The 23,154-nt window shown below is 68.8% G+C and carries 14 protein-coding genes and 1 tRNA gene; 10 read left to right on the top strand and 5 right to left on the bottom strand.

The features are described from left to right. Positions 1-170: 170 nt before the first annotated feature. A complete protein-coding gene (locus OVY01_RS11400; protein ID WP_267847539.1) occupies positions 171-635 on the bottom strand; it encodes an Lrp/AsnC family transcriptional regulator in 465 nt (154 codons plus the stop codon). Between the two features lie 238 nt (positions 636-873). Then, positions 874-3,714, bottom strand: coding sequence for a mechanosensitive ion channel family protein (locus tag OVY01_RS11395; RefSeq protein ID WP_267847538.1), 2,841 nt, complete (start codon positions 3,712-3,714; stop codon positions 874-876). A gap of 281 nt (positions 3,715-3,995) precedes the next feature. Between OVY01_RS11395 and OVY01_RS11390 the strand changes: the two genes are divergently transcribed. From OVY01_RS11390 to OVY01_RS11345, 10 genes are all read left to right on the top strand, one after another. Continuing rightward, complete coding sequence (locus OVY01_RS11390) at positions 3,996-5,423, top strand: MdtA/MuxA family multidrug efflux RND transporter periplasmic adaptor subunit (RefSeq protein ID WP_267847537.1); 1,428 nt, start codon at positions 3,996-3,998, stop codon at positions 5,421-5,423. A gap of 6 nt (positions 5,424-5,429) precedes the next feature. After that, the gene (locus OVY01_RS11385; protein WP_267847536.1) at positions 5,430-8,588 is read left to right on the top strand and encodes an MdtB/MuxB family multidrug efflux RND transporter permease subunit; all 3,159 of its coding nucleotides are present in this window, start codon (positions 5,430-5,432) and stop codon (positions 8,586-8,588) included. 10 nt (positions 8,589-8,598) lie between these two features. Continuing rightward, positions 8,599-11,934: an efflux RND transporter permease subunit gene (locus OVY01_RS11380; protein ID WP_267847535.1), complete on the top strand. Its 3,336-nt coding sequence runs from the start codon at positions 8,599-8,601 to the stop codon at positions 11,932-11,934. Positions 11,935-12,064: 130 nt separating this feature from the next. Further along, positions 12,065-13,195, top strand: coding sequence for an NAD(P)/FAD-dependent oxidoreductase (locus OVY01_RS11375; protein WP_267847534.1), 1,131 nt, complete (start codon positions 12,065-12,067; stop codon positions 13,193-13,195). Positions 13,196-13,212: 17 nt separating this feature from the next. Then, on the top strand, positions 13,213-14,967 hold the full coding sequence (locus OVY01_RS11370; protein ID WP_267847533.1) for a ClcB-like voltage-gated chloride channel protein: 1,755 nt from the start codon (positions 13,213-13,215) through the stop codon (positions 14,965-14,967). A gap of 110 nt (positions 14,968-15,077) precedes the next feature. Then, positions 15,078-16,160, top strand: a complete 1,083-nt coding sequence (locus OVY01_RS11365) for a ligase-associated DNA damage response exonuclease (protein ID WP_267847532.1) — start codon at positions 15,078-15,080, stop codon at positions 16,158-16,160. Beyond that, positions 16,157-18,019: a cisplatin damage response ATP-dependent DNA ligase gene (locus OVY01_RS11360; RefSeq protein ID WP_267847531.1), complete on the top strand. Its 1,863-nt coding sequence runs from the start codon at positions 16,157-16,159 to the stop codon at positions 18,017-18,019. Before OVY01_RS11365 ends, OVY01_RS11360 begins: the two co-directional genes overlap by 4 nt. Next, entirely contained in the window at positions 18,016-20,949 is a 2,934-nt protein-coding gene (locus OVY01_RS11355) for a ligase-associated DNA damage response DEXH box helicase (RefSeq protein ID WP_267847530.1), read from the top strand. Before OVY01_RS11360 ends, OVY01_RS11355 begins: the two co-directional genes overlap by 4 nt. 26 nt (positions 20,950-20,975) lie before the next feature. Then, positions 20,976-21,746 (top strand): ligase-associated DNA damage response endonuclease PdeM, encoded by a 771-nt coding sequence (gene pdeM / locus OVY01_RS11350; RefSeq protein ID WP_267847529.1) that lies wholly within the window; start codon positions 20,976-20,978, stop codon positions 21,744-21,746. Between the two features lie 50 nt (positions 21,747-21,796). Next, complete coding sequence (locus OVY01_RS11345) at positions 21,797-22,156, top strand: hypothetical protein (RefSeq protein ID WP_267847528.1); 360 nt, start codon at positions 21,797-21,799, stop codon at positions 22,154-22,156. A 34-nt stretch (positions 22,157-22,190) separates the two neighbouring features. Here OVY01_RS11345 and OVY01_RS11340 read toward each other — a convergent pair whose 3' ends face one another. The 3 genes from OVY01_RS11340 to OVY01_RS11330 all read right to left on the bottom strand — a co-directional run bounded on the left by OVY01_RS11340 (position 22,191) and on the right by OVY01_RS11330 (position 23,046). Further along, positions 22,191-22,445: a hypothetical protein gene (locus OVY01_RS11340; protein ID WP_267847527.1), complete on the bottom strand. Its 255-nt coding sequence runs from the start codon at positions 22,443-22,445 to the stop codon at positions 22,191-22,193. A gap of 113 nt (positions 22,446-22,558) precedes the next feature. After that, positions 22,559-22,765, bottom strand: coding sequence for a hypothetical protein (locus tag OVY01_RS11335; protein WP_267847526.1), 207 nt, complete (start codon positions 22,763-22,765; stop codon positions 22,559-22,561). Between the two features lie 191 nt (positions 22,766-22,956). Beyond that, a tRNA-Ser gene (locus OVY01_RS11330) sits at positions 22,957-23,046 on the bottom strand. Positions 23,047-23,154: the final 108 nt, after the last annotated feature.

Here is a 23,154-nt window from a genome sequence, read left to right as displayed (position 1 = left end):
GCCGTTTTCTACCATGTTGCATTACCTGCGAGGAGTGACCGGCGGACACCGGCGGATCCCCGATTGTACGCTGCAGCAAACGCCGCGCCGCATGCCCCGCCCCGGCGCCGGCACGGCGGGATCGCCCCTGCGGCGGACGATGAGCGAGCGCTTCGCGTCGGCCCCGCGCTCTAATTCTCGCGCACCGGCAGCGCGGTCGAATATTTCACCTGCTCCATCGCGAAATTCGACGTGACGTCGTGGAGCTGGATGGACTGGATCAGCGTGTGGTAGACGCGGTCGTAATCGTCGATGCCGCCCACTGCGAGGCGCAACAGGTAATCGCGGTCGCCGGTCATTCGGTAGACCTCGACCACCTCGGGCACGGTGGCGACCAGCGCCGAAAACCGTTCGCTCCACTCCGCCGAATGCTGCGCGGTGCGCAGCGACACGAACACGGTCGTGCCGACGCCCAGCGCGGTGGGATCGCACAAGGTCACCTGCCGGCGGATCACGCCCGAACGCTTGAGCCGCTGCACCCGCTTCCAGCACGGCGTCTGCGTCAGATGCACATGTTGCGCCAGCTCCGCGAGCGGCATCGAAGCATCCATTTGCAGCAGTTCCAGAATACGTCTGTCCGTGGCATCGAATCGCATGGTGTCTCCCCCGGGAAAATTGGATGATCTTTTTTATCAAAATTTCCCGGGCTTAGAAAGCGCTTTCTACGGACTCCTAGTAAATTGCACCACGCGAAAATGCTTAGAAGCGCCGCGTTTAACGGCTTACTTTCTCTTTTGCATTAATACAATAGGAAAAGGATGATTCTCAACGCGCCATGAAAGAAACGATTCCGCCTTTCGCCACCCGCGTCGCGAAAGGCGCTGCCGCGCGTTTTCAGGATGAAGCCGGGCCCGCCGGCGCGTCGCCGCCCGACACCGATGTCACGATCGGGGGCGCCGCCGCGGCCTGAAGCGGTGCCGGCGCCGCGGCAAGAACGGTCATGTGCGGCGTCGGCATGACCATTCCCGCCTCGTCCATGCGCATTTTGAGCAGCAGATTGAACGCCCGCCCCACCCCACTTTGCTGCAGCGGGCGCGTCTTGATCTGGCCTTTGACGATCATCCAGTTGGCTTCGAAGCGGTCCAGCCCCCAGATTTCCACCGGCCCGAGGATATTGGCACGATAGCGCACATCCTCGAGCATCTCATCGCCCACCGCGCGAATCATCCGGGTCACGTCGTCGATATCGGTCGCGAACGCCAGCCGCACCTCGAAGACCGCATAGGCGAAATCGCGCGAGAGATTCTTGACCGTCTTGATCTGACTGAACGGCACCGAGTGGATCGCCCCCTGCCCGTCGCGCAGCCGCACGGTGCGCACGGTAAGGTTTTCGACGATGCCGGCGTGGCCGCCGTCGACCTCGACCGAATCGCCGATCGAGATCGTGTCCTCGATCAGGATGAAGAGCCCGGTGATCACGTCCTGCACCAGCGACTGGGCGCCGAAACCGATGGCCAGGCCGATCACGCCGGCACCGGCGAGTAGCGGCGTGACGTTCAGCCCCATGTTCGCGAGCGTCGAAATCGCCACGATCACCACCAGCGCGCCCAGCAGGACATTGCGCAACAGAGGCAGGATGGTGCGGGCGCGGGTGCTGGGCGCGGCGCGCGACTTGCCGCGATGGCCCGACGGATGGAGCGTCTCGACGATCGCCGTGTCGATCACCAGCCAGAGAAGCCAGGCCGAGAACAGGGTCACGCCCGTGCTCGCCAGCGCATGACTGATACGCTGCGCCGCCGGTGAGCTCGACAGCGCGGTGAGCAGCGAGTGCCCCCAGAAACGGGCAGCCAGCTCCAGGAAGACGCACCACACCCCGAACACCAGCAGGGTGCCGAAGAAATGCACGAAGCGGCCGACATAGCCGGACAGCCGGCGTTGGCGGCGCACCCTGCCATGGCGGGCGCCGCCGGGAGGGTCGCCGAGACTCGCGACGTTGCCGGACGGGCGCGTGATGCGCCGCACCACCGCGGTGATGAAGAAGGCCAGCACCAGCAGCAGGGCCGTGACGATCGCGCGCCGCAGCGCGTCGGTCGACGAGTCGAGTCCCGCGAGGGTGGCGGTCACGGCGATGACCGCGAGCAGCAGCATCGGCAGGTGCCAGAGCGTGCCGAGGATCTCGAAGACTTCCGTCAACGCCTTCTGCCGCAGCCGCTGGTCGTGCGAGCGGTTGATGAAGAGATGCGCGACCGGACGGCGGAAGGCGAGCGCGAAATAACCCGTCAGCACGGCCGCGCAAAGATTGGCGGCGGTGGAGATCAAACCGGCGAGATTCGAGCCGAGCATCATGCTGACGTCGTAACTGCGGGTCGCGTCGCCCAGCGCGCCGCAGGCGCCGATCAGGAACAGCAGCCGGCGGGAATGCGCGATCAGCAGATGCACCGCGACGCGCCGGTGTCCCGCCCCGAACAGGGAGAACATCGTCAGGCACAGGGCCGAGAACACCGCGCCCACCACGACCGCGTAGGCCAGCACCATGGCGACCGTGCGCCCGAACGAAGGGACGAGCGTGCGCGCCAGCACCAGGCTGATCAGGAAGGCGATGATCCAGGGACCGACCCGGCGTGCGAGGAACACCATCAACTGCCGCGTCGTGGGTTCCGCCTCCAGACCCAGCACGATGCCCAGACGCCGGTGGACGCGATACTGGACATAGATCAACAGCGCCGCGCTGCCGCCCCAGAGCGCGAGCGTGGCGAGCAGGTCGAGCAGCGCGCGCCCGGTCGAATAACTGCCGCGCCCTGCCGCGATCGTGTTCAGTTCGTTGCCGGCGGCATTGAAGCGGCCCGACCAGTACTGCACCGGTGCGTCCTCGCCGGCATGACGGCTCAACGCGCCGACCGCCGAGCCGAGCATCCCCAGCAGACCAGCCTGGACGGCGCGTACCGTTTCGACCGCCGACCCGCTGCCGGGCGCGGGCGCAACGGCGGACGCCGCGCCGGCGGCACCCGTCCCGCCCGATGGGTCGGCGGCATCGTTCGCCGGCGCCCCGGCGCCGGTCGCCGCGTCCGTGTCCGCGACGCCGGCCTGCGTCGCGGCGGCCCCGTGCGCCGCCTGCGTGGCGGCGCGCAATTGCCGGAGCTGGGCGAGGAGCGCGGCGCGTTGCCGGTCGCTCTCCAGCGTGGCGATGACGCGGTCGAGCGAACCCGCGAGCGCCGCATCCCGGCCGGCGACGCGTGCCGCGTTCGCGCGCGCAGCATCGCCCGCGGCCCCCTGTGCCGCGCCGTCGGCCGCCACGTCCGGCGCGCTGTCGGCATCGCCGCTGGCTTGCGTGCCGTCCATGCCCGCGCCCGTGCCTTTGCGCGCCGCTTCGGACGCGTCCGTGACGCCGGCACCCGACCCCGCGCGGGCATCCGAGGCCGGCGCGGCGGGCGGCGCCATCAGCGCCTGGAGCGCCGCCGGCACATGCATGACCGGCGGCGCCGCCTGCGCGAAAACGACCGCTCCACCCAGCAACGCACCGACCGCGGTCGCCACCGCGCGCCGGGCGCCGGCCCGTGCGCCCGGAATCCGCCCGCTGAGCGCAATGGCCCGCGCCGGCCATGCCGCGCGCACCGGAAACCCCGGAGACCCCGGAAACACCGGAGACGCCGAGGCGCCACGGGTACGGCAGGAACGGCAGCAACGGCGGGCGCGGCGCAGCCAGCGCGCCAGGGTCGACGCGGCATCGATCGTCATGCGCGAATCTCGAAAAAACGGCGGGGTCCCATCTTAGCCGAACTCGGATCGCGCTCGCGCGCCGGGCACGCCGAGCACGGCCGCAACCGTTGCCGCACGCCCGGTCCGCCGCGTGCTGTGGTCCGTCCGCATCGCTGTAATGCATTGCAAAGTGGCGCCGATGGACGCGCGTGTGAATGTTCCGTAGGATTCGTTATCCTGCCAACCTGACGCGCGCGGCCCCTGCTACGGCCTCATTGCGCCTTCACTGCCGTACTCACTACGTATTCACTAGCCTAGCGATGGACGAAACCAAGCCCGATTCCGCTGCTCCCGTCACGCCTGCCGCTTCTTCTGCCGCACCCACGCCCGCGCCGCGCGCCGCCGCCCCGGCGCCCGGTGCGCCGTCGGTCCCGCCGCCCCTGCCACCCGAACCACGCCCCGCGCGGCGAGGCGGCAAGTCACGGCGCGTGATCTGGCTGATCGTCCTGTTGCTGGTGATCGCCGCGGTGTTGCTGATCGCGATACGGCCGTGGGGCCAGGCCGGCGGCGCGCGCCATGGCGGTGGCGGTGGCGGCGGACGGCATGGCGGCGGCGGCATGCCCACCGACCAGACGCAGACGGTGCGCACCGCGAGCGCCGTCATCGGCGAAATTCCGATCATCCGCAACGCGCTGGGCACGGTCACGCCGCTCGCCACGGTGACGGTGCACACCCAGATCGCCGGCACCCTGCAGAAAATCGGTTTCGTCGAAGGCCAGCACGTACACAAGGGCGATTTCCTCGCGCAGGTCGACCCGCGCCCCTACGAAATCCAGATGCGCCAGGCCCAGGGCACGCTGCGCAAGGATCAGGCGCTGCTGACGCAGGCGCGCCTGGACCTGCAGCGCTACAAGACCCTGCTCGCGCAGGACTCGGTCGCCCGCCAGACCTATGACGATCAGGTATCGCTCGTCGACCAGTACGTCGGCACCGTGGCCGCCGATCAGGCGTCCGTCGATACGTACAAGCTCGACCTGACGTACGCGCGCATCGTCGCGCCGATCGACGGGCGCGTGGGTCTGCGCCAGGTCGATGTCGGCAACTATGTGCAGACGAGCGATACCGACGGCGTGGTGGTCATCACGCAGACGCAGCCGATGAGCGTGCTGTTCACGCTGCCCGAGGACGATTTGCGGGTGGTCCTGCCGCGCATCGCGAGCGGCGCGGTGCTGTCTGCGTCCGCCTACGACCGCACCAATACCACGCAGATCGCCGTGGGCAAGCTCGCCACCATCGACAATCAGATCGATACCACGACCGGCACCGTCAAGCTGCGGGCACTGTTCCCGAACACCGACGAGGCGCTGTTTCCGAACCAGTTCGTCAATATCCGCCTGCTGGTCGACGTCCTGCGCAACGCGGTCGTGGTGCCGAGCGCGGCGATCCAGACCGGTTCGGTCGGTACTTTCGTCTACGTCGTGAAGCCCGATCACACCGTGACGGTGCGCAAGATCGTCGCCGGCGCGGTCGACGGCGAGCGCACTGCCGTCAGCCAGGGGCTGCAGGCGGGCGAGGCGGTCGTCATCGATGGGGTCGACCGCCTGCGCGAAGGCGCGAGGATCAGCGTCGCCGGCACCCAGTCCGGCGCCGGGGCCAGCCCGGCTTCCGGCACGCTGCCCGGCAGCGGCGCGGCACGCCGGCACGGTGGCCATCGCCCGCATGCCGCCAGCGCCGCCAGCAGCAATTAAGCCCGCATGAATCCCTCCCGCATTTTCATTCTGCGTCCGGTCGGCACGGCGCTGCTCATGGCGGCGATCCTGCTCGCCGGCCTGCTCGCGCTGCACTTCCTGCCGGTCTCGGCGCTGCCCCAGGTCGAGTATCCGACCATCCAGGTACAGACCCTCTACCCCGGCGCGAGTCCGGACGTGATGACCACGTCGGTGACCGCGCCGCTGGAGCGGCAGTTCGGGCAGATGGCCAGCCTGAACCAGATGTATTCGCAAAGCTCGGCGGGCGCCTCGGTCATCACGCTGCAGTTCGCGCTCGACATGCCGATCGATATCGCCGAGCAGGAAGTGCAGGCGGCCATCAACGCGGCGAACAGCCTGCTGCCAAGCGACCTTCCCGCGCCCCCGATCTACGCGAAGGTGAACCCCGCCGACGCGCCGATCATGACGCTGGCGATCACCTCGAATACGCTGCCGCTCACGCAGCTCGAGGACTACGCCGATACCCGCATCGCGCAGAAGATCTCGCAGGTGGGCGGCGTCGGCCTGGTCAGCATCAGCGGCGGCCAGCGCCCGGCCGTGCGCATCCAGGCGAACCCCCGCGCGCTCGCCGCGTACGGGTTGGGCATCGACGATCTGCGCACCACCATCGCCAACCTCAACGTCAACACCCCGAAAGGCAGTTTCGACGGGCCATCGCGCTCGTTCACGATCAACGCGAACGATCAACTGCAAAGCGCCGACGAATACGGCCGCGCGGTGATCGCCTACCGCAGCGGCCGCCCCGTGATGTTGACCGACGTCGCGACCGTCACCCAGGGCCCGGAGAACAAATACCTCGGCGCCTGGATGAACGGCACGCCCGCGGTCATCCTCAACATCCAGCGCCAACCCGGCGCCAATGTGATCGCCGTCGCGCAGCAGATCAAGCAACTGCTGCCGCAGCTGCAGGCCGCGATGCCCGCCGCGGTCAACGTCACGATGCTCGGCGACCGGACCACGACGATCCGCGCCTCGGTGCGCGACGTGCAGTTCGAACTGGCGATGTCGGTGGCGCTGGTGGTGCTGGTGATCTATCTGTTCCTCGGCAACTGGTACGCGACCCTGATACCCAGCCTGTCGGTGCCCCTGTCGCTGGTGGGCACGCTGGGCGTCATGTATCTGTTCGGCTTTTCGCTCGACAATCTGTCGTTGATGGCGCTGACGATCGCCACCGGCTTCGTCGTCGACGACGCCATCGTGATGATCGAGAACATTTCCCGGTACATCGAAGCGGGCGACCCGCCGCTGCAGGCCGCCCTCAAGGGCGCGCAGCAGATCGGTTTCACGATCATCTCGCTGACCGTGTCGCTCCTCGCCGTGCTGATTCCGCTGCTTTTCATGGGCGATGTCGTCGGCCGGCTGTTCTACGAGTTCGCCGTGACGCTGGCGGTGACGATCGTGATCTCGGCGATCGTCTCGCTCACGCTCGTGCCGATGCTGTGCGCGAAACTGCTGCGCCACCAGCCTCCCCGCAGCGACGCCGCGGGCCAGCCGCTGCCGCCGGTGCAGAGCCGTTTCGAGCGCGCCTCGCACCGTTTCTTCGAGGGCGTGATCGGTCAGTACGACCGGGCCTTGCGCGTCGTGCTGGATCACCAGCCGCTGACCCTGCTGGTCGCGATCCTGACGCTGGTCGCCACGATCGCGCTGTATATTTTCGTCCCGAAGGGATTCTTTCCGGTTCAGGACAACGGCCAGATCGAGGGCGTCTCGGTTGCCGCGCAATCCACCTCGTACCAGGCGATGGCCGCCAGCCAGCGGGCGCTGGCGGCGGTGATCCTGCAGGACCCGGACGTCGAGAGCCTGTCGTCGTTCATCGGCGTCGACGGCACGAACGTGACGCTCAACAGCGGCCGTTTCCTGATCAACCTGAAACCGCGCGACGACCGCAGCGCGACGGCGAGCGCGATCATCCGCCGTCTCAACGCCGCGGCCGCCCACGTGGCCGGCGTCTCGCTGTTCATGCAGCCCGTGCAGGATCTCACGATCGAATCCAGTTCCGGTCTCACGCAGTACCAGTTCATCCTGCAGAACCCGAATTTGCAGGCGTTCGACACCTGGATGCCCCGGTTGATCGCCAAACTGTCGGCGTCGCCGGTGCTCGCCGACGTCAGCAGCAATCTGCAGCAAAACGGCCGCTCGATCTACGTCGATATCGACCGCAACACCGCGGCACGCTTCGGCATCACGCCGGCGACGGTCGACAACGCGCTGTACGACGCGTTCGGACAACGCATCATCTCGACGATCTACACGCAATCGAACCAGTACCGCGTGATCCTGGAGGCGGAGCCCGCGCTGCAGCAAAGCATCGCCGCGCTCGGCGCGCTGCGTCTGCCGTCGTCCAGCGGCAGCAGCGATCAGGTGCCGCTGTCGGCGATCGCGCGTTTCGAGGAACGCCCCGCGCCGCTGCTGATCAACCACCTGGGCCAGTTCCCGGCGGCCACGGTGTCGTTCAACCTCGCCCCGGGCGCATCGCTCGGCGAGGCCGTCAACGCGATCACGGCGGCGGAGCAAGCCGTCGGCCTGCCCACGTCGTTCACGAACAATTTCCAGGGCGCGGCGCTCGCGTTCCAATCGTCGCTGTCGAACGAACTGTTCCTGATCCTCGCGGCCGTGGTGACGATGTACATCGTGCTCGGCGTGCTGTACGAAAGCTTCATCCATCCGATAACGATCCTCTCGACCCTGCCCTCGGCGGGCGCCGGCGCGCTGCTGGCGCTGATGCTGAGCGGCAACGACCTGGATGTCATCGCGATCATCGGCATCGTGCTGCTGATCGGCATCGTCAAGAAAAACGCGATCATGATGATCGATTTCGCGCTGGTCGCCGAACGCGAACAGGGTATGTCGCCGCGCGACGCGATCCATCAGGCCTGCCTGCTGCGCTTCAGACCGATCTTGATGACGACGATGGCGGCGTTGCTGGCGGGGCTGCCGCTGATGCTGGGCACCGGCTCGGGATCGGAACTGCGCCATCCGCTGGGCGTGACCATCGTCGGCGGCCTGATCGTCAGCCAGTTGCTGACGCTCTTCACCACGCCGGTCATCTATCTGGCATTCGACGGTCTGGGCGCGCGCTGGCGTCGCGGCGTGGCGGCACGCCGGGCGCGGCGGGCGCAACGTGCCCAACGCCCGCGGCCCTGAGCGCACGCCGATGAATCTGTCGCGTCTCTTCATCCTGCGCCCGATCGGCACGGTCCTGCTGTCGATCGGGCTCGCGCTGGCCGGCGTCTTCGCGTTTCTGAAACTGCCCGTCGCGCCGCTGCCGCAGATCGACCTGCCGACCATCGTGGTGACCGCCACGCTGCCGGGCGCCAGTCCCGAAACCGTGGCCACCAGCGTCTCCAGCCCGCTCGAACGCCGGCTGGGCGCGATCGCGGACGTGACCGAGATGACGTCGATGAGCACCTCGGGCACGGCACGCATCATCATGCAGTTCAGCCTGAACCGCGACATCGATGGCGCCGCGCGCGACGTGCAGGCGGCGATCAACGCGGCGCGCGCCGATCTGCCGGCGAGTCTGAAAAGCAATCCGACCTATCGCAAGTTCAACCCGTCGTCCGCGCCCATCCTGCTGCTGACGATGACCTCGCCCACGCTCTCCATGGGTCAGCTGTACGACACCGCCGCGACGGTCCTGCAGCAATCGTTGTCGCAGGTGGAGGGCGTGGGCAACGTGACGATCGGCGGCAGCGCGCTGCCCGCGGTGCGCATCGAACTCGACCCGCAGACCTTGTCGCAATATGGCATCAGCCTCGAGGACGTCCGCGCGGCGCTGGCCTCGGCGAACGCCAACAGCCCGAAAGGGTCGTTCGACAACGGCGCGCTGCGCTATCAGTTGTACACCAACGACCAGGCGCGGGCCGCGGCGCAATACCAGGATCTGATCGTCGCCTATCGCAACGGTTCGCCCGTGCATCTGTCGAGCCTCGGCAAGGTCGTCAATTCGGTCGAAGACGTGCGCAATCTCGGCATGTCCGGGAACCAGCGCGCCGTCATCATGATCATCTTTCCGCAACCGGGCGCGAATCTGATCGAGACGGTGGACCGCATCCGGCAGCGGATGCCGCAACTGCTCGCCGCGCTGCCCGCCAGCGTCGACGTCGAACTCACCCAGGACCGCACCACGACGATCCGCGCGTCGCTGCACGATACCGAACTGACGTTGCTGATCGCCGTGCTGCTGGTGATCGCGGTCGTATTCGCCTTTCTGCGGGACGTACGCGCCGTGCTGATCCCGGCCGTCGTGGTGCCGGTGTCGATCGTCAGCACCTTCGCCGCGATGTACCTGCTGGGCTATACGCTCGACATCCTGTCGCTGATGGCCTTGACCATCGCCACGGGCTTCGTCGTCGACGACGCGATCGTCGTGCTGGAGAACATCGCGCGGCACGCCGAAAACGGCATGTCGCGCCGCGAGGCCGCCCTGCTCGGCGCCAAGGAAGTCGGCCCGACGGTGGTGTCCATCACGCTCTCGCTGATCGCCGTCTTCCTGCCGATCCTGCTGATGTCGGGCATCGTCGGCCGGCTGTTCCGCGAGTTCGCGGTGACCTTGTCGGTGTCGATCGGCGTCTCGCTGCTCGTCTCCCTCACGCTCACGCCGGTGATGTGCGCGCTGCTGCTCGGCGGCCCCGCGGAGCGGGCCACGTCTGCCCGCGAGACCGCCGCCCCGGGCTTCTGGCAGCGTTGCGGCGCGATGCTCGCCCGCTGGGGCACGCGGGTGAGCGAGGGCTACGGCACGACGCTCGACTGGTCGCTGCGTCACCCGCCCGCGGTCCTGTTGCTGTTGTTTTTGACGATCTGCCTGAACAGCTATCTCTACGTAAAAATTCCAAAGGGCTTTTTCCCGCAGCAGGACACGGGCCGGCTGATGGGCGGCATCCAGGCCGACCAGAACATCTCCTTCCAGGCGATGGAAGGCAAGTTCGCCGAGATGATGGCGATCGTGCGCGCCGATCCCGCGGTCGCGAGCGTGGTCGGTTCGACAGGCAGCTCCTCGAACAGCGGCATGGTGTTCGTCCAGCTCACGCCCCGCTCCCAGCGCACCGTGTCGGCCGATCAGGTCATCGCCCGCCTGCGTCCGCGCCTCGAGGGGCTGCCGGGCGCGCGGCTGTTCCTGCAATCGGCGCAGGACATCCGCTCGGGCGGCCGGCAAAGCAACGCGCAATACCAGTACACGCTGCTGGGCGACTCCTCCGCCGAACTGTACCAGTGGACCAACAAGCTCACGCAGGCGTTGCAGGCATCGCCCGAAATGACCGACGTCAGTTCCGACCTGCAACAAAAGGGGCTGGAGACCGATATCGAGATAGACCGCGCGACGGCGGCCCGCTACGGCATCACCCCCGCGCAGATCGACAACACGTTGTATGACGCATTCGGACAGCGTCAGGTATCGACGATCTACAACGCGATGAATCAATACCACGTCATTCTGACCGTCGCGCAGAAATACTGGCAGGATCCCGAGATCCTCAAGCAGATCTGGATCAGCACCTCGGGCAACACGTCCGGCACCAGCTCGACGAATGCGACGACCGATTCGACGGCGACGACAACGACAACGACAACGACAACGACCACAGCGACGGCCACCTCAAGCAGCAGCACCACCGCCGCCCTGAACGCCGCGGCGACGCAGAATCAGGCGACCAATTCGATCGCGTCGTCCGGCAAGAGCGCGACCTCGACCGGCGCCGCGGTCAGCACGTCGAAGGAAACCATGGTGCCCCTGTCGGCGATCGCGCGTTTCGGTACCGGCAACACCGCGCTGGCGGTGAACCACCAGGGGCAGTTCGTGGCGACGACCATTTCGTTCAATCTGCCGCCGGGGCGCAATTTGAACGACGCCCTGGCGGCGATCCGGCAGAAAATGGCGCAGATCGGCGTGCCGGGCACCATCCAGGGCTCGGCGAGCGGCACCGCGGCGACCGCGCAGCAATCGCAGTCGGACATGCCGCTGCTGATCCTGGCGGCGATCGCGGCGGTGTACATCGTGCTCGGCGTGCTGTATGAAAGCTATGTGCACCCGATCACGATCCTCTCGACCCTGCCCTCGGCGGGGGTCGGCGCGCTGCTGGCCTTGCGCCTGTTCAACACCGAATTCGGCATCATCGCGCTGATCGGCGTGATCCTGCTGATCGGCATCGTGAAGAAAAATGCGATCATGATGATCGACTTCGCGATCGTCGCCTCACGGGTGCCCGGCACGAGCGCGCACCAGGCGATCTATCAGGCCTGCATGCTGCGCTTCCGGCCGATCATGATGACCACCTTCGCCGCGGTACTCGGTGCCGTGCCGCTGACGCTGGGCATCGGCGAAGGCTCGGAGATGCGCCAGCCGCTGGGCATCTCGATCGTCGGCGGACTGCTGGTGAGCCAATTGCTCACGCTCTACACGACGCCGGTGGTGTATCTTGCGCTGGAATGTCTGCGCACGCGCTGGACGACGGCACGCGAACGGCGGCGCCTGCGCCGGGCGGCACGCTGACGGGCGGCATGCCGAACGGCGCCGTACCGCGGGCGCCTGCCGTCCCCTTGCAGGCGTGCTGACCGGCGGCGGCCCGGCTGCCCCTTCCCCGGCCGCCCCTTCATTTCATGCCCTCGGGCTTCTGGACGCCATGACCATTCAGACCGACGACCTGCTGCAACACGACGTGGCCCCCGCTGCCGATGACGCGCGGCCGCTTCGCACCGATGTGCTGATTATCGGCGCCGGCCCGGTCGGTCTGTTCGCGGCGTTCCAGGCCGGGGTGCTCGGGCTGAGTTGCGCGCTGGTCGAGGCGCTGGACGAGCCGGGCGGCCAGTGCATCGAACTCTATCCGGACAAGCCGATCTTCGACATCCCGGCGCTGCCGGTCTGCACCGCCCGGGAACTGGTCGAACGCCTGCTCGAGCAGGCCCGGCCGTTCGGCGCGCCGATTCATCTGGGGCAGCGGGCGCAGACCCTGACGCGCGGCGCCGACGGGCGCTTCACGGTGCGCACCGACACCGGTACCGTGTTCGACGCGGCCAGCGTGCTGATCGCCGGCGGCAACGGTGCCTTCATGCCGCAGCGCCTCGCGGTGGAACGGGCCGGCGCGCTCGAAGGCCACAGCGTTCATTACGCGGTCCGCCAGGTCGAGGCGCTACGCGGCCAGCGGGTGGCCATCGCCGGCGGCGGCGATTCGGCGCTGGATTGGGCACTGGCGCTGCGCGACGTCGCGGCGAGCGTGACGCTGATCCATCGGCGCGATACCTTTCGCGCCGCGCCCGCCACCGTCGAGGCGCTGCGCGGTGCCGTCGCGCGCGGCGAGATCGCGCTGGAGGTCGGCGTGATCGACGCCGTCGAGACGTTGCCGGGAGCGCACGCGAGCGCGCTGGCGGCGCTCCAGGTGAAGCGGCGCGACGGCGAAGTCCGCCTGCCCGCCGACCAGCTCATCGTGCTGTACGGGCTGGTCGCCAGTCTCGGGCCGATCGCCGAGTGGGGCCTGGCGCTCGCCGGCGGCCGGGCCGAGGTCGACACGAGCAGTTACCAGACGTCGTCGCCGGGCGTTTTCGCGGTCGGCGACATCGCCACCTACCCGAACAAACAGAAACTGATCCTTTCCGGATTCCACGAGGCCGCCCTGGCGCTGCGGGCCGCCTACCGGCTTGCGAAACCCGATCAGACCCGCACGCACATCCACTCCAGCTACGACCCGCGCCTCGCGGCGACGGTTCTCGGCACGGACATGCAGGACGGCGGCGCGACGCGGGCCCCCGGCCGGTAAGCCGAGCGCTGTCCGCCATGCCGACCATGCCCTCCCGCCAGCGACGCATCTTCCGCGCGCTGCGCCTCCCCGAAGGCCATGCGATGCTGCTCTGGGGCGCCCTGGCCGGGGCGATCGGCGCGCTCGCCACCATCGCGTTTCGCGACGCGATCCGGTTGCTTCAGGGATGGCTGGCGGCGGGCGACCTGAGCGCCGGCAACAGCGACTCGGTGGTCGAACTGGCCCGGCATCTCGCCTGGTACTGGCGCCTGCTGCTGCCCGCCGCCGGCGGTCTCCTCGCCGGCGCCTTTCTCCTGCTCGCGCGTCGCATCCCGGCGCCCGCGGCCGGCGTCGACTACATGAACGCGATCGCGGTGGGCGACGGGCACGTTCCCGCCCGGCAGAGCGTGCTGCGCGCCGCGTCCTCCCTGTTCACGATCGTGTCCGGCGGTTCCATCGGCCGCGAGGGGTCGATGGTGCAGATCGCCGCGATGTCGGCTTCCCTGCTCGGCCGGGGCGTGCGCTTCCGACCCGAGCGGCTGAAGCTGCTGGTCGCCTGCGGCGCCGCCGCCGGCATCACCGCGGCCTACAACGCGCCCATCGCCGGCGCCTTCTTCGTCACGGAGATCGTGCTCGGCTCCATCGTCATGGAGCGCTTCGGTCCGATCGTCGTCGCCTCGGTCGTGTCGAACATCGTGATGCGCGCGTTTCCGGGCTACCGCCCCACCTATGAAATGCCGGCGTTCCCCGAGGTTTTCGGCATCGAGCAGTTGCTGTTCGTCGGGCTCGGCCTGGTCGCCGGCGTGCTGGCGCCGCAGTTCCTGCGTCTGCTGGAGACGTCGCGCCGGCAGTTCGCCCGGCTGCCCGCGCCGTTACCGCTGCGCCTGGCGCTGGGCGGCTTCGCCGTGGGCCTGCTCTCGATCGCCGTGCCCGAGGTCTGGGGCAACGGTTACAGCGTCGTCAATTCGCTGCTGCACCACGACTGGCTGTGGACCGCGGTGCTCACGATCCTGTTTTTCAAGGTGCTCGCCACCGCCCTGACCGTGGGCTCGGGCGCGGTCGGCGGCGTTTTCACGCCGGTTCTGTTCGTGGGCGCGGCGGTGGGCTGGCTCGAGGGCGCGGCGGTCCACGCGCTGTGGCCCGCCACGACCTCGGCCCCCTTCGTCTACGCGATGGTGGGCATGGGCGCTTTTCTCGCCGCGGCCAGCGGCGCGCCGCTGATGGCCATCCTGATGATTTTCGAGATGACGCTGAGCTATCAGGCGGTGCTGCCGCTGATGCTCGCCTGCGTGCTCGCCTATTTCACGGCGGGGGGCAGCGGCGAACGGTCGATGTACGCGATCATCTCCGTGCGCACCCAGCGCGCGCGCGCGAAAACCGCGCTGCGCAACGCGCATATGGGCGATCTGATCCGCCCCGCGCAAACCGTGCTGCCGCTGGACGCCGACGTCGCCTGCATGGCGGCGTTGTTCGCGCAGCATCCGGTCAAATACCTTTACATCGTCGACGCGCGACAGCATTACCTGGGCGTGGTCGCGCTGCAGGATCTGACCGCCGCGCTGCTGGCGGCGGATGCGCTCGGCCGCGAAAAACACGCCGCGGATTTCGTGCGCCGCGACCTCATCAATGTCGTCACGCCGGAGATGTCGCTGGCCGCCGGCCTCGAGCGCTTCATCGCCCACCAGGGCGAGCGGCTGCCGGCCGTGCGCTCGCTCGCCGAACCGGTGCTGCTGGGCGCCGTGTACAAAACCTCGCTGCTCGATGCGTATTTCCGGCTCGACAAGGACAGTTGAGGCACGCCGCGCGGCCCGCGCGCCGGCGCGGCCGCCAAAACTGCGCTAGGCTTTCAGGCAGGGGGCGAACGTCGTCGCCCTCACCGTCCACCGCCTGGAGCGCAGCACGCATGGATCTCGTCGTCGCCCGACCCGAAGGGCTCTACTGCCCGCCGGGCGATTTCTACATCGATCCGTGGCGGCCGGTGCCGCAGGCGATCATCACCCACGCGCACGCCGATCACGCCAGAGTGGGCCATGGCCGCTACCTGGCCGCGGCGCCGGGCGAGAACGTCCTGCGCGCGCGGCTCGGCGAGATCGCGCTGCGCACCCTGCCCTATGGCGAAACGCTGCGCGTGGGGGACACGCAGGTGTCGCTGCATCCGGCGGGGCATGTGCTCGGCTCCGCACAGGTGCGCATCGCCCATCGCGGCGAAGTATGGGTGGCCTCGGGCGACTACAAGACCGAGACCGATCCCACCTGCGATCCGTTCGAGGCGGTGCGCTGCGACACCTTCATCACCGAATCGACCTTCGGTCTGCCGATCTACCGCTGGGACCCGCCCGCGCAGACCATGGAGCAGATCAACGAATGGTGGCGGCACAACGCCGCGCTGGGGCGCCCGTCGGTCCTGTTCTGCTACGCGTTCGGCAAGGCGCAGCGCGTGCTGGCGTCCATCGACCCGTCGATCGGCCCGATCTTCTGCCACGGCGCGGTCGAACCGCTGAACCAGGCCTACCGGGAAGCCGGCGTCGTGCTGCCGGACACGACACGCGTGGCCGATGTCGACGCCAGGCACCGCTTCGCCGGGGCGCTGATCGTCGCCCCTCCCTCGGCCGCCGGCTCGACCTGGATGCGCCGCTTCGGCACGTATGGCGATGGCTTCGCCTCGGGCTGGATGCGCCTGCGCGGCGCGCGCCGGCGCCGGGGCGTCGACCGCGGTTTCGTGCTTTCCGATCACGCCGACTGGCCCGGCCTCCAGCAGGCGATCGTCGCCACGGGGGCGAGCCGCGTGATCGTCACACACGGTTCGATCGCGCCGATGGTGCGCTGGCTGAGCGAACAGGGCCTGGAAGCAGGGGCGTTCTCGACCGAATACGGCGACGAGGACGACGCGGCGACGCGTGGCGGCGACGCGACACTCTCCGGCAACGACGCCGCCGACGGTACGCCGGCCGCTTCTCCCGAAGACACTTCCTCCGCGGCATCATGAAAGCGTTCGCGCAGCTCTACACGACCCTGGACGCCACGACGTCGACGCGCGACAAGCTCGACGCGCTGACCGCTTACTTTCGCGACGCGCCGCCCGTCGACGCGGCCTGGGCCGCCTACTTCCTGGCCGGCGGCAAGCCGCGCCGGGTCGTGCCGACGCGCGCGATGCGCGAACTCGCGCAGGCGATCGCGGGCCTGCCCGAATGGCTGTTCGACGAGGCGTACCAGGCCGTGGGCGACCTTGCCGAAACCATCGCCCACATCCTGCCCCCGCCCCGCACCGCGACCGATATCGGTCTCGCGGTCTGGATGGAGGCGCGTCTGCTGCCCTTGCGCGGCGCCGCGCCCGAAGTGCTCGCCGAGCATCTCGCCGGATATTGGGACGAGCTCGACTGGTCCGGCCGCTTCCTGCTGAGCAAGCTGATCGGCGGCGGGTTCCGGGTGGGCGTATCGCGGCAGCTGGTGGTGCGCGCACTCGCCGAAGTGGCCGGCATCGACCACAAACGCGTCGCCCACCGCATGGTCGGCTGGACCGACACGCGCCGCATGCCCACCGCCGAGCGCTTCCTGCGGCTGGTGGCGGGCGATCCGGCCGCCGACGCCGCTGCCGCTGCCGCTGCCGCTGCCGACGCTACGGCAACGATCGAAGTCGCGGCCGACACGGCGGCATTGCCGGGCCAGGCGGTGGACCCTCCACGGAACGATTCGGCGCACGACCCCGCGCTTCCCCTGACGGGCGACGGCCGCGACGTCGCGCACGACGACGATGTCGGCCTGCCCTATCCGTTCTTCCTCGCGCACGCGCTGCAGGAGTCGCCCGAGATCCTCGGCGAGCGCGAGCGCTGGCAGGCAGAATGGAAGTGGGACGGCATCCGTGCGCAACTGGTGCGCCGCGCCGGCGGCACCTGGCTGTGGTCGCGCGGCGAGGAACTGATCACCGACCGTTTCCCGGACGTGATCGCGTTCGCCGCCGCCCTGCCCGACGGCATCGTCCTCGACGGCGAGATCCTCGCCTGGGAAAGCGGCGCGACGGCGCCCCTGCCGTTCGCGCGCCTTCAGACCCGCATCACCCGCAAAACCGTCGGCCGCAAGATCCTGGCCGATTCGCCGGCGCGCTTCATGGCCTACGACCTGCTGGAAGAACGCGGCGAGGATCTCCGGCAGCAGCCGCAGTCGGTGCGACGCGAGCGTCTCGAAGCGCTGCTGGCGCCTTCGCTGACGCGGATCGCCACGGCCCCGCCTGCCTCGTCGCTGCCCGCTTCGTCGCTGCCTGACTCGTCGCTGGCAGCGCTGCAGGTCTCGCCGCTGGTCGAGGCCGACTCCTGGGAAGCGCTCGCGCGACTGCGCGCGGAGAGCCGCGCGCGCGGCGTCGAGGGCCTGATGCTCAAGCGGCGCGACGCGCACTACGGCGTGGGCCGCACGCGCGCCGGCGGCGAATGGTGGAAGTGGAAGGTCGACCCCTATACCGTCGACGCGGTGCTGCTGTACGCGCAACATGGCCACGGCCGGCGCGCCAATCTCTACACGGACTATACCTTCGCGGTCTGGAGCGGCCCGTCGACCGACGCCGAACGGACGCTGGTGCCGTTCACCAAGGCCTATTCCGGGCTGACCGACGAAGAGATCCGCCAAGTCGACGCGATCGTGCGCAAGACGACGGTCGAGAAGTTCGGGCCGGTGCGCAGCGTCAAACCCACGCTGTTGTTCGAGATCGCCTTCGAAGGCATCGCACGCAGCCCGCGTCACAAATCCGGTATCGCCGTGCGGTTCCCGCGGATGTTGCGCTGGCGGCTCGACAAACCGCTGGAAGAGGCCGATACCCTCGACACGCTCGCCGCGTTGCTGGACGCGGCGGCATGAATGCACGGGATCGGGAGGTCGAGGGAATCGCGGGAATCGAAGAAATCGGTACCGGAAAGCGCGCGGCCCGCGGCGCGGGAAAACCCCTGAACGCCTGGTTCAGGACGCGCGGCTGGCGGCCGTTCCCGTTTCAGCGCGACGTCTGGGAACGGCTTGCTGCCGGCGACAGCGGCCTGTTGCATGCCACCACCGGCGCCGGCAAAACCTTCGCCGTCTGGCTTGGCGCCATTCTCGCATATGGCGGAGACCAGGCGCTGACCGCGCCGGATGCGCCGGCCGCTCCGGCGGCGCCCGTCGATTCGCCGGCCGCCACTCCGCCGGCGTCCGCCGCCGCTGCCCGGGCCATGCCGGCCGCCGGGCGCCGCCCACGCGCCGTGCCCGCGCCGCCGCTCACCGTCCTGTGGATCACGCCGATGCGCGCACTGGCAGCCGACACCGCCCGCGCGCTGAACGAGCCACTGGAAGCCATCGGCTCGCGCTGGCGCGTCGGCTTGCGCACCGGCGACACGCCCGCCGCCGAGCGTGCCCGGCAGGACCGCCGCCTGCCGACCGCGCTCGTCACCACGCCGGAGAGCCTGTCCCTGCTGCTCACCCGCGCGGCGGCGCACGACACGATGGCCGGCGTGCGGCTGGTCGTGGTCGACGAATGGCACGAACTGCTCGGCAGCAAGCGTGGCGTGCAGGTGCAGCTCGCGCTGGCGCGTCTTGCGCAGTGGCAGCCGGCCCTGCAGGTCTGGGGTCTGTCGGCGACGCTGGGCGACCTCGACCTGGCGCGCGACGCACTGCTCGCGGCGGTGCGCACGCCGACGCATCTGGTACGCGGCCTGACGCCGAAAAAACGCCTCATCGACACCCTGATCCCCGACACCATCGAACGCTTTCCGTGGGCCGGGCATCTCGGCACCCGGCTGGTGGCGGCGGTAGCCGCGGAAATCGACCGGAGCGACAGTGCGCTGGTGTTCACGAACACGCGCGCGCAGGCGGAGATCTGGTATCAGGCCCTGCTCGACCAGCGCCCCGACTGGGCCGGCGTCATCGCCCTGCACCATGGCTCGCTGGACAGCAGCGTGCGCGGCTGGGTCGAGACGGCCCTCAAGACCGGCAAGCTGCGCGCCGTCGTCTGCACGTCGAGCCTGGACCTGGGCGTCGATTTCGCGCCGGTCGATCGCGTATTCCAGGTGGGCTCGCCCAAGGGCATCGCCCGGCTGCTCCAGCGCGCCGGCCGCTCCGGCCACTCGCCCGGACGCGCCTCGCGCATCACCCTCGTGCCCACGCATGCGCTCGAACTGGTCGAAGCCGCTGCCGCGCGTCACGCGGTCGAGCTCGGGCGGATCGAATCGCGCGCGCCGCCCGAGGAACCGCTCGACGTGCTCGTCCAGCACCTCGTCACGGTGGCGCTGGGCGGCGGCTTCACCGCCGACGCGCTGCTCGCCGAGGTGCGCCGCGCCTGGTCGTTCCGGACGCTGAGCGCCGCACGATTCCAGTGGGCGCTGGCGTTCGTCGAGCATGGCGGCGGCTCGCTGGGCGCCTACCCGGATTACCACCGCATCGCACCCGACGCCGCAGGCGTCTACCACGTACCGCGCGCCGATCTGGCGCGCCGCCATCGCGCCAACATCGGCACCATCGTCGCCGACGCCGCGATGCGCATCGAATGGGTCAGCGGCGGGCGCATCGGCACCGTCGACGAAGCCTTCGTCTCGCGGCTGCGCCCCGGCGACGCGTTCACTTTCGCCGGGCGCACCGTCGAACTGGTACGGGTGCGCGAGATGACCGCCTACGTGAAGCGGGCCGCGGCGCGACGCGGAACGGTGCCGCAATGGCAGGGCGGCCGGATGCCGTTGTCGTCCGAACTCGCCAATTCGGTCATCGAACTGCTCGGCGCCGTGGGTGCCGGCGACGCCGCCGCGTCCGGCGCGCCCGAAATGCGTGCGATCGCGCCCCTGCTCGCCCTGCAACGCGACTGGTCGCAACTGCCGCGTCCCGGCGTCCTGCTGATCGAAACCCTGCATACCCGCGAGGGTTGGCACTTCTTCTGTTATCCGTTCGCCGGACGCACCGCGCATCTCGGGCTTGCCTCGCTGCTCGCCTGGCGCGCCGCGCAACGCGCACCGCGTACCTTCTCGATCTCGATGAACGACTACGGGTTCGAGCTGCTCAGCGCCACACCGGTGGACTGGCCCGCGTTGATCGCGGACGGCCTTCTCGCCGAAACCGGTCTCGAAGCGGACGTTCTCGCCAGTCTCAATGCGTCGGAACTGGCATCGCGGCGTTTTCGGGAAATCGCCCGGATCGCCGGCCTGATCTTTCAGAGCCACCCCGGCGAAGGCCGGAGCGCGCGACAGTTGCAGGCTTCGGCCGGCCTCTTTTACCAGGTGTTCGCGAAACACGACCCCGGCAACCTGCTGCTCGAACAGGCACGCAACGAGATTCTCCTGGAGGAACTGGACATCGGCCGCCTGCATGACGCGCTGCAGCGCATCGCGCGCGGCAGCGTCGCGATCGAAACCCCGGCCAAGCCCACGCCCTTCGCTTTTCCGTTGATGGTGGGCCGTCTGCGCGAACGCATCAGCACCGAACAACTCGCCGACCGCGTGCAGCGCATGCTCGCCGACCTGGAGCGGGCCGCCGGTCCGGAACCGAGCGACCCCGCCGCGCCCGTGCGGGCGGGACGCGCGTCACGTCGCGCGCAGGCCGATCCGGGCGGCGCATCGGTGCCCGACGACAGGCCCGCTGCCGGGGCGCAGTCATCCGGCACGCAACCTGCCATGTTGGCTGGCGTGGACGACGCTCCCGACGCCCACGCCAGTTCCGATGCCGATGCCGATGCCGGTGCCGATGCCGATGCTCCCGGCGAGTCCGGGCGGCGGATGCCGGGCCGCCGGCCGCGCCGCGCCCGGCAGCGTCGTCCTCGTCTGCGTCCGTTCTGAGCGCTACCCCTTATCGCGATATCGCCATGTCCCTTCCGTCCCCGCTCCCATCCCTCGCGGCGCGCGCCGAATCAGGCGCCGAATCCCTCGTGACTTCGCTGGCGATCGAGGTCGCGGGTCGTCCGCTCTGGCTCTGTCCGGAGCGGGCAGCCTTCGAGCCCCTCACCCGCAGTCTGCTGATCGCCGACGTTCACTTCGGCAAGGCCGCCACTTTCCGTGCCGCGGGCATCGCCGTGCCGGACGGCACCACCGGCGACAACCTCGCGCGCATCGACCAGCTCATCGCGCGGCATGCGCCGCAACGCATCGTTTTCCTCGGCGATCTGCTGCATGCGCGCCCGGCGCAAGCCGCGTCGATCGTCGCCGCGCTGTCAGCCTGGCGCGCGCGCCATCCCACGCTCGAATTGATTCTCGTCAGGGGCAACCACGATATGCATGCCGGTTCGCCGGCCGCGCAATTGCGCATCGAAGAGGTCGACGAGCCCTGGCGGCTGGGCGGCTGGACGCTGTGCCATCATCCGGGCACGGTCGCGGGAGAATATGTGCTGGCCGGGCACGAGCACCCGACGTTTCATCTGCGGGGCGCGGGCGACGCGCTGCGACTGCCGTGCTTTCGTTTCGGCGCGGCGCTCGGCGTGCTGCCCGCGTTCGGCGACTTCACCGGTGGCTATCCATCGGATGTACGGCACGACCAGGTGTATGTGGTCGCGGGCGAGCGCGTCATCGCAGTGGATCGACGCCATACCGGCCGGTCGAATCCGCGTGCGCGGCAGCGATCGCCCATGCCGCGCGAATAATGAGACAGGCGTGGTAGTCTTTCGCGCAACGTCCGTCACTCACTTACGCCATGACTTCCGTCAATCTCAATCTGGACGCCCGCAAGGCGCTGCTGTTCGCCCTGACCGCGGAGCGTCTTGCCGTGTATTACGAACACGGCCAATGGCCCGACGACAAGACCGCGGCGAATACCGCGACCGTCTGGCTGTACCGTCAGGCGCTGGTCGCGGACGCGAAATTGATTCGCGAACTGTCCACATTGAGCAACGAATTCGCGCACACGCTTGCCGCCACGCTGTCGCGCGAGGCGGGGCTCTATACCTCGCACGAAATGAGTCAGTCCCTCGACCCGAACTACCAGTCGCCGGTGGCGATGGATCTGCTCGAGGAATGCGCGCGCTTGCTGGCCGAACGCGATCTCGCCGGCTGAGGGCGCGCCACACGGCGCAGGTGGCGCGGGCCAGTCAGCCGTCGCGACCGAACCCTGCGTGGCCGAACACCAGGAATTGCGCGATATCGTCGTGGTCGAGCGTATCGAAACCCTCGGCCACCCATCTCGACAGCGCGACGGCGGCGGGATCGAGCGTCACGGGCGTGGACGCGGCGGCCTCCACGACCGGCGCGAGGTAAAAGCCGGCGCCGGACGGCGCGACCGAAGCGGAGACGGCAGCGCGGCCCGGCCGGAAACTGCGCTTGCGATTGACATCCATTAAGCCCATGGCGATCTCGGTAACATGAAAGCGATTCAAGCCTCCACGATAAAGGATGCGCCGTTCGCCAATCCCCGGGACAACCGTCCTTTTACCCGTCTGTTTCGTGTTTGCGAACGTCTTCAGCGGTTAACCCAGACGCTGAACGGATCGAAGACGTCGGTATCGCGCCCCATTTCTTCATGGCAGACGCCGCAACGATAGATCGCCTCCTCGCCGCCGATCCAGCCAGCGGTCTTGTAGGGGCGTCGACCGGTCTCGACGAGCGACGCGTGCGGCGGCGTCGCGACGGGCTGACCGGTGAGCGCCTGGCAGGGAAGGCAGCGCATGGGGAGTATCCAGTGGTTCGTGACGATGTTCGCATCGGGTGTGCGATCTTCGGCCGCGACGAATCCGTGAACAGCCCGACTCGCGAAGAATGTGAAGCCCGACTCGACACCGCCGGCCGCCGGCCGCCGTCCGGGCATTCTGCCGGTAGAATTGAAAAACGGCCCAGGCGGGCCGTTTCGTCATCGTATTCTGGCGGAGAGACGGGGATTCGAACCCCGGTTAGGTTTGACCCTAAACACGCTTTCCAGGCGTGCGACTTAAACCGCTCATCCATCTCTCCGAAGCCGCGCATTATAGCAAGATCCGGCGCGTGACAGGCACTTTTCGCCGTGTGATCGATAAAAAACATTCCGCGGCCCGACCTTCCCGCCGCGCCGCGCGTTTCGCC

This window comes from Robbsia betulipollinis (assembly GCF_026624755.1).
GTDB lineage: Bacteria > Pseudomonadota > Gammaproteobacteria > Burkholderiales > Burkholderiaceae > Robbsia > Robbsia betulipollinis.
The sequence above is the reverse complement of the archived record's forward strand: the minus strand, read 5'-3'. Positions and strand labels throughout refer to the sequence as shown.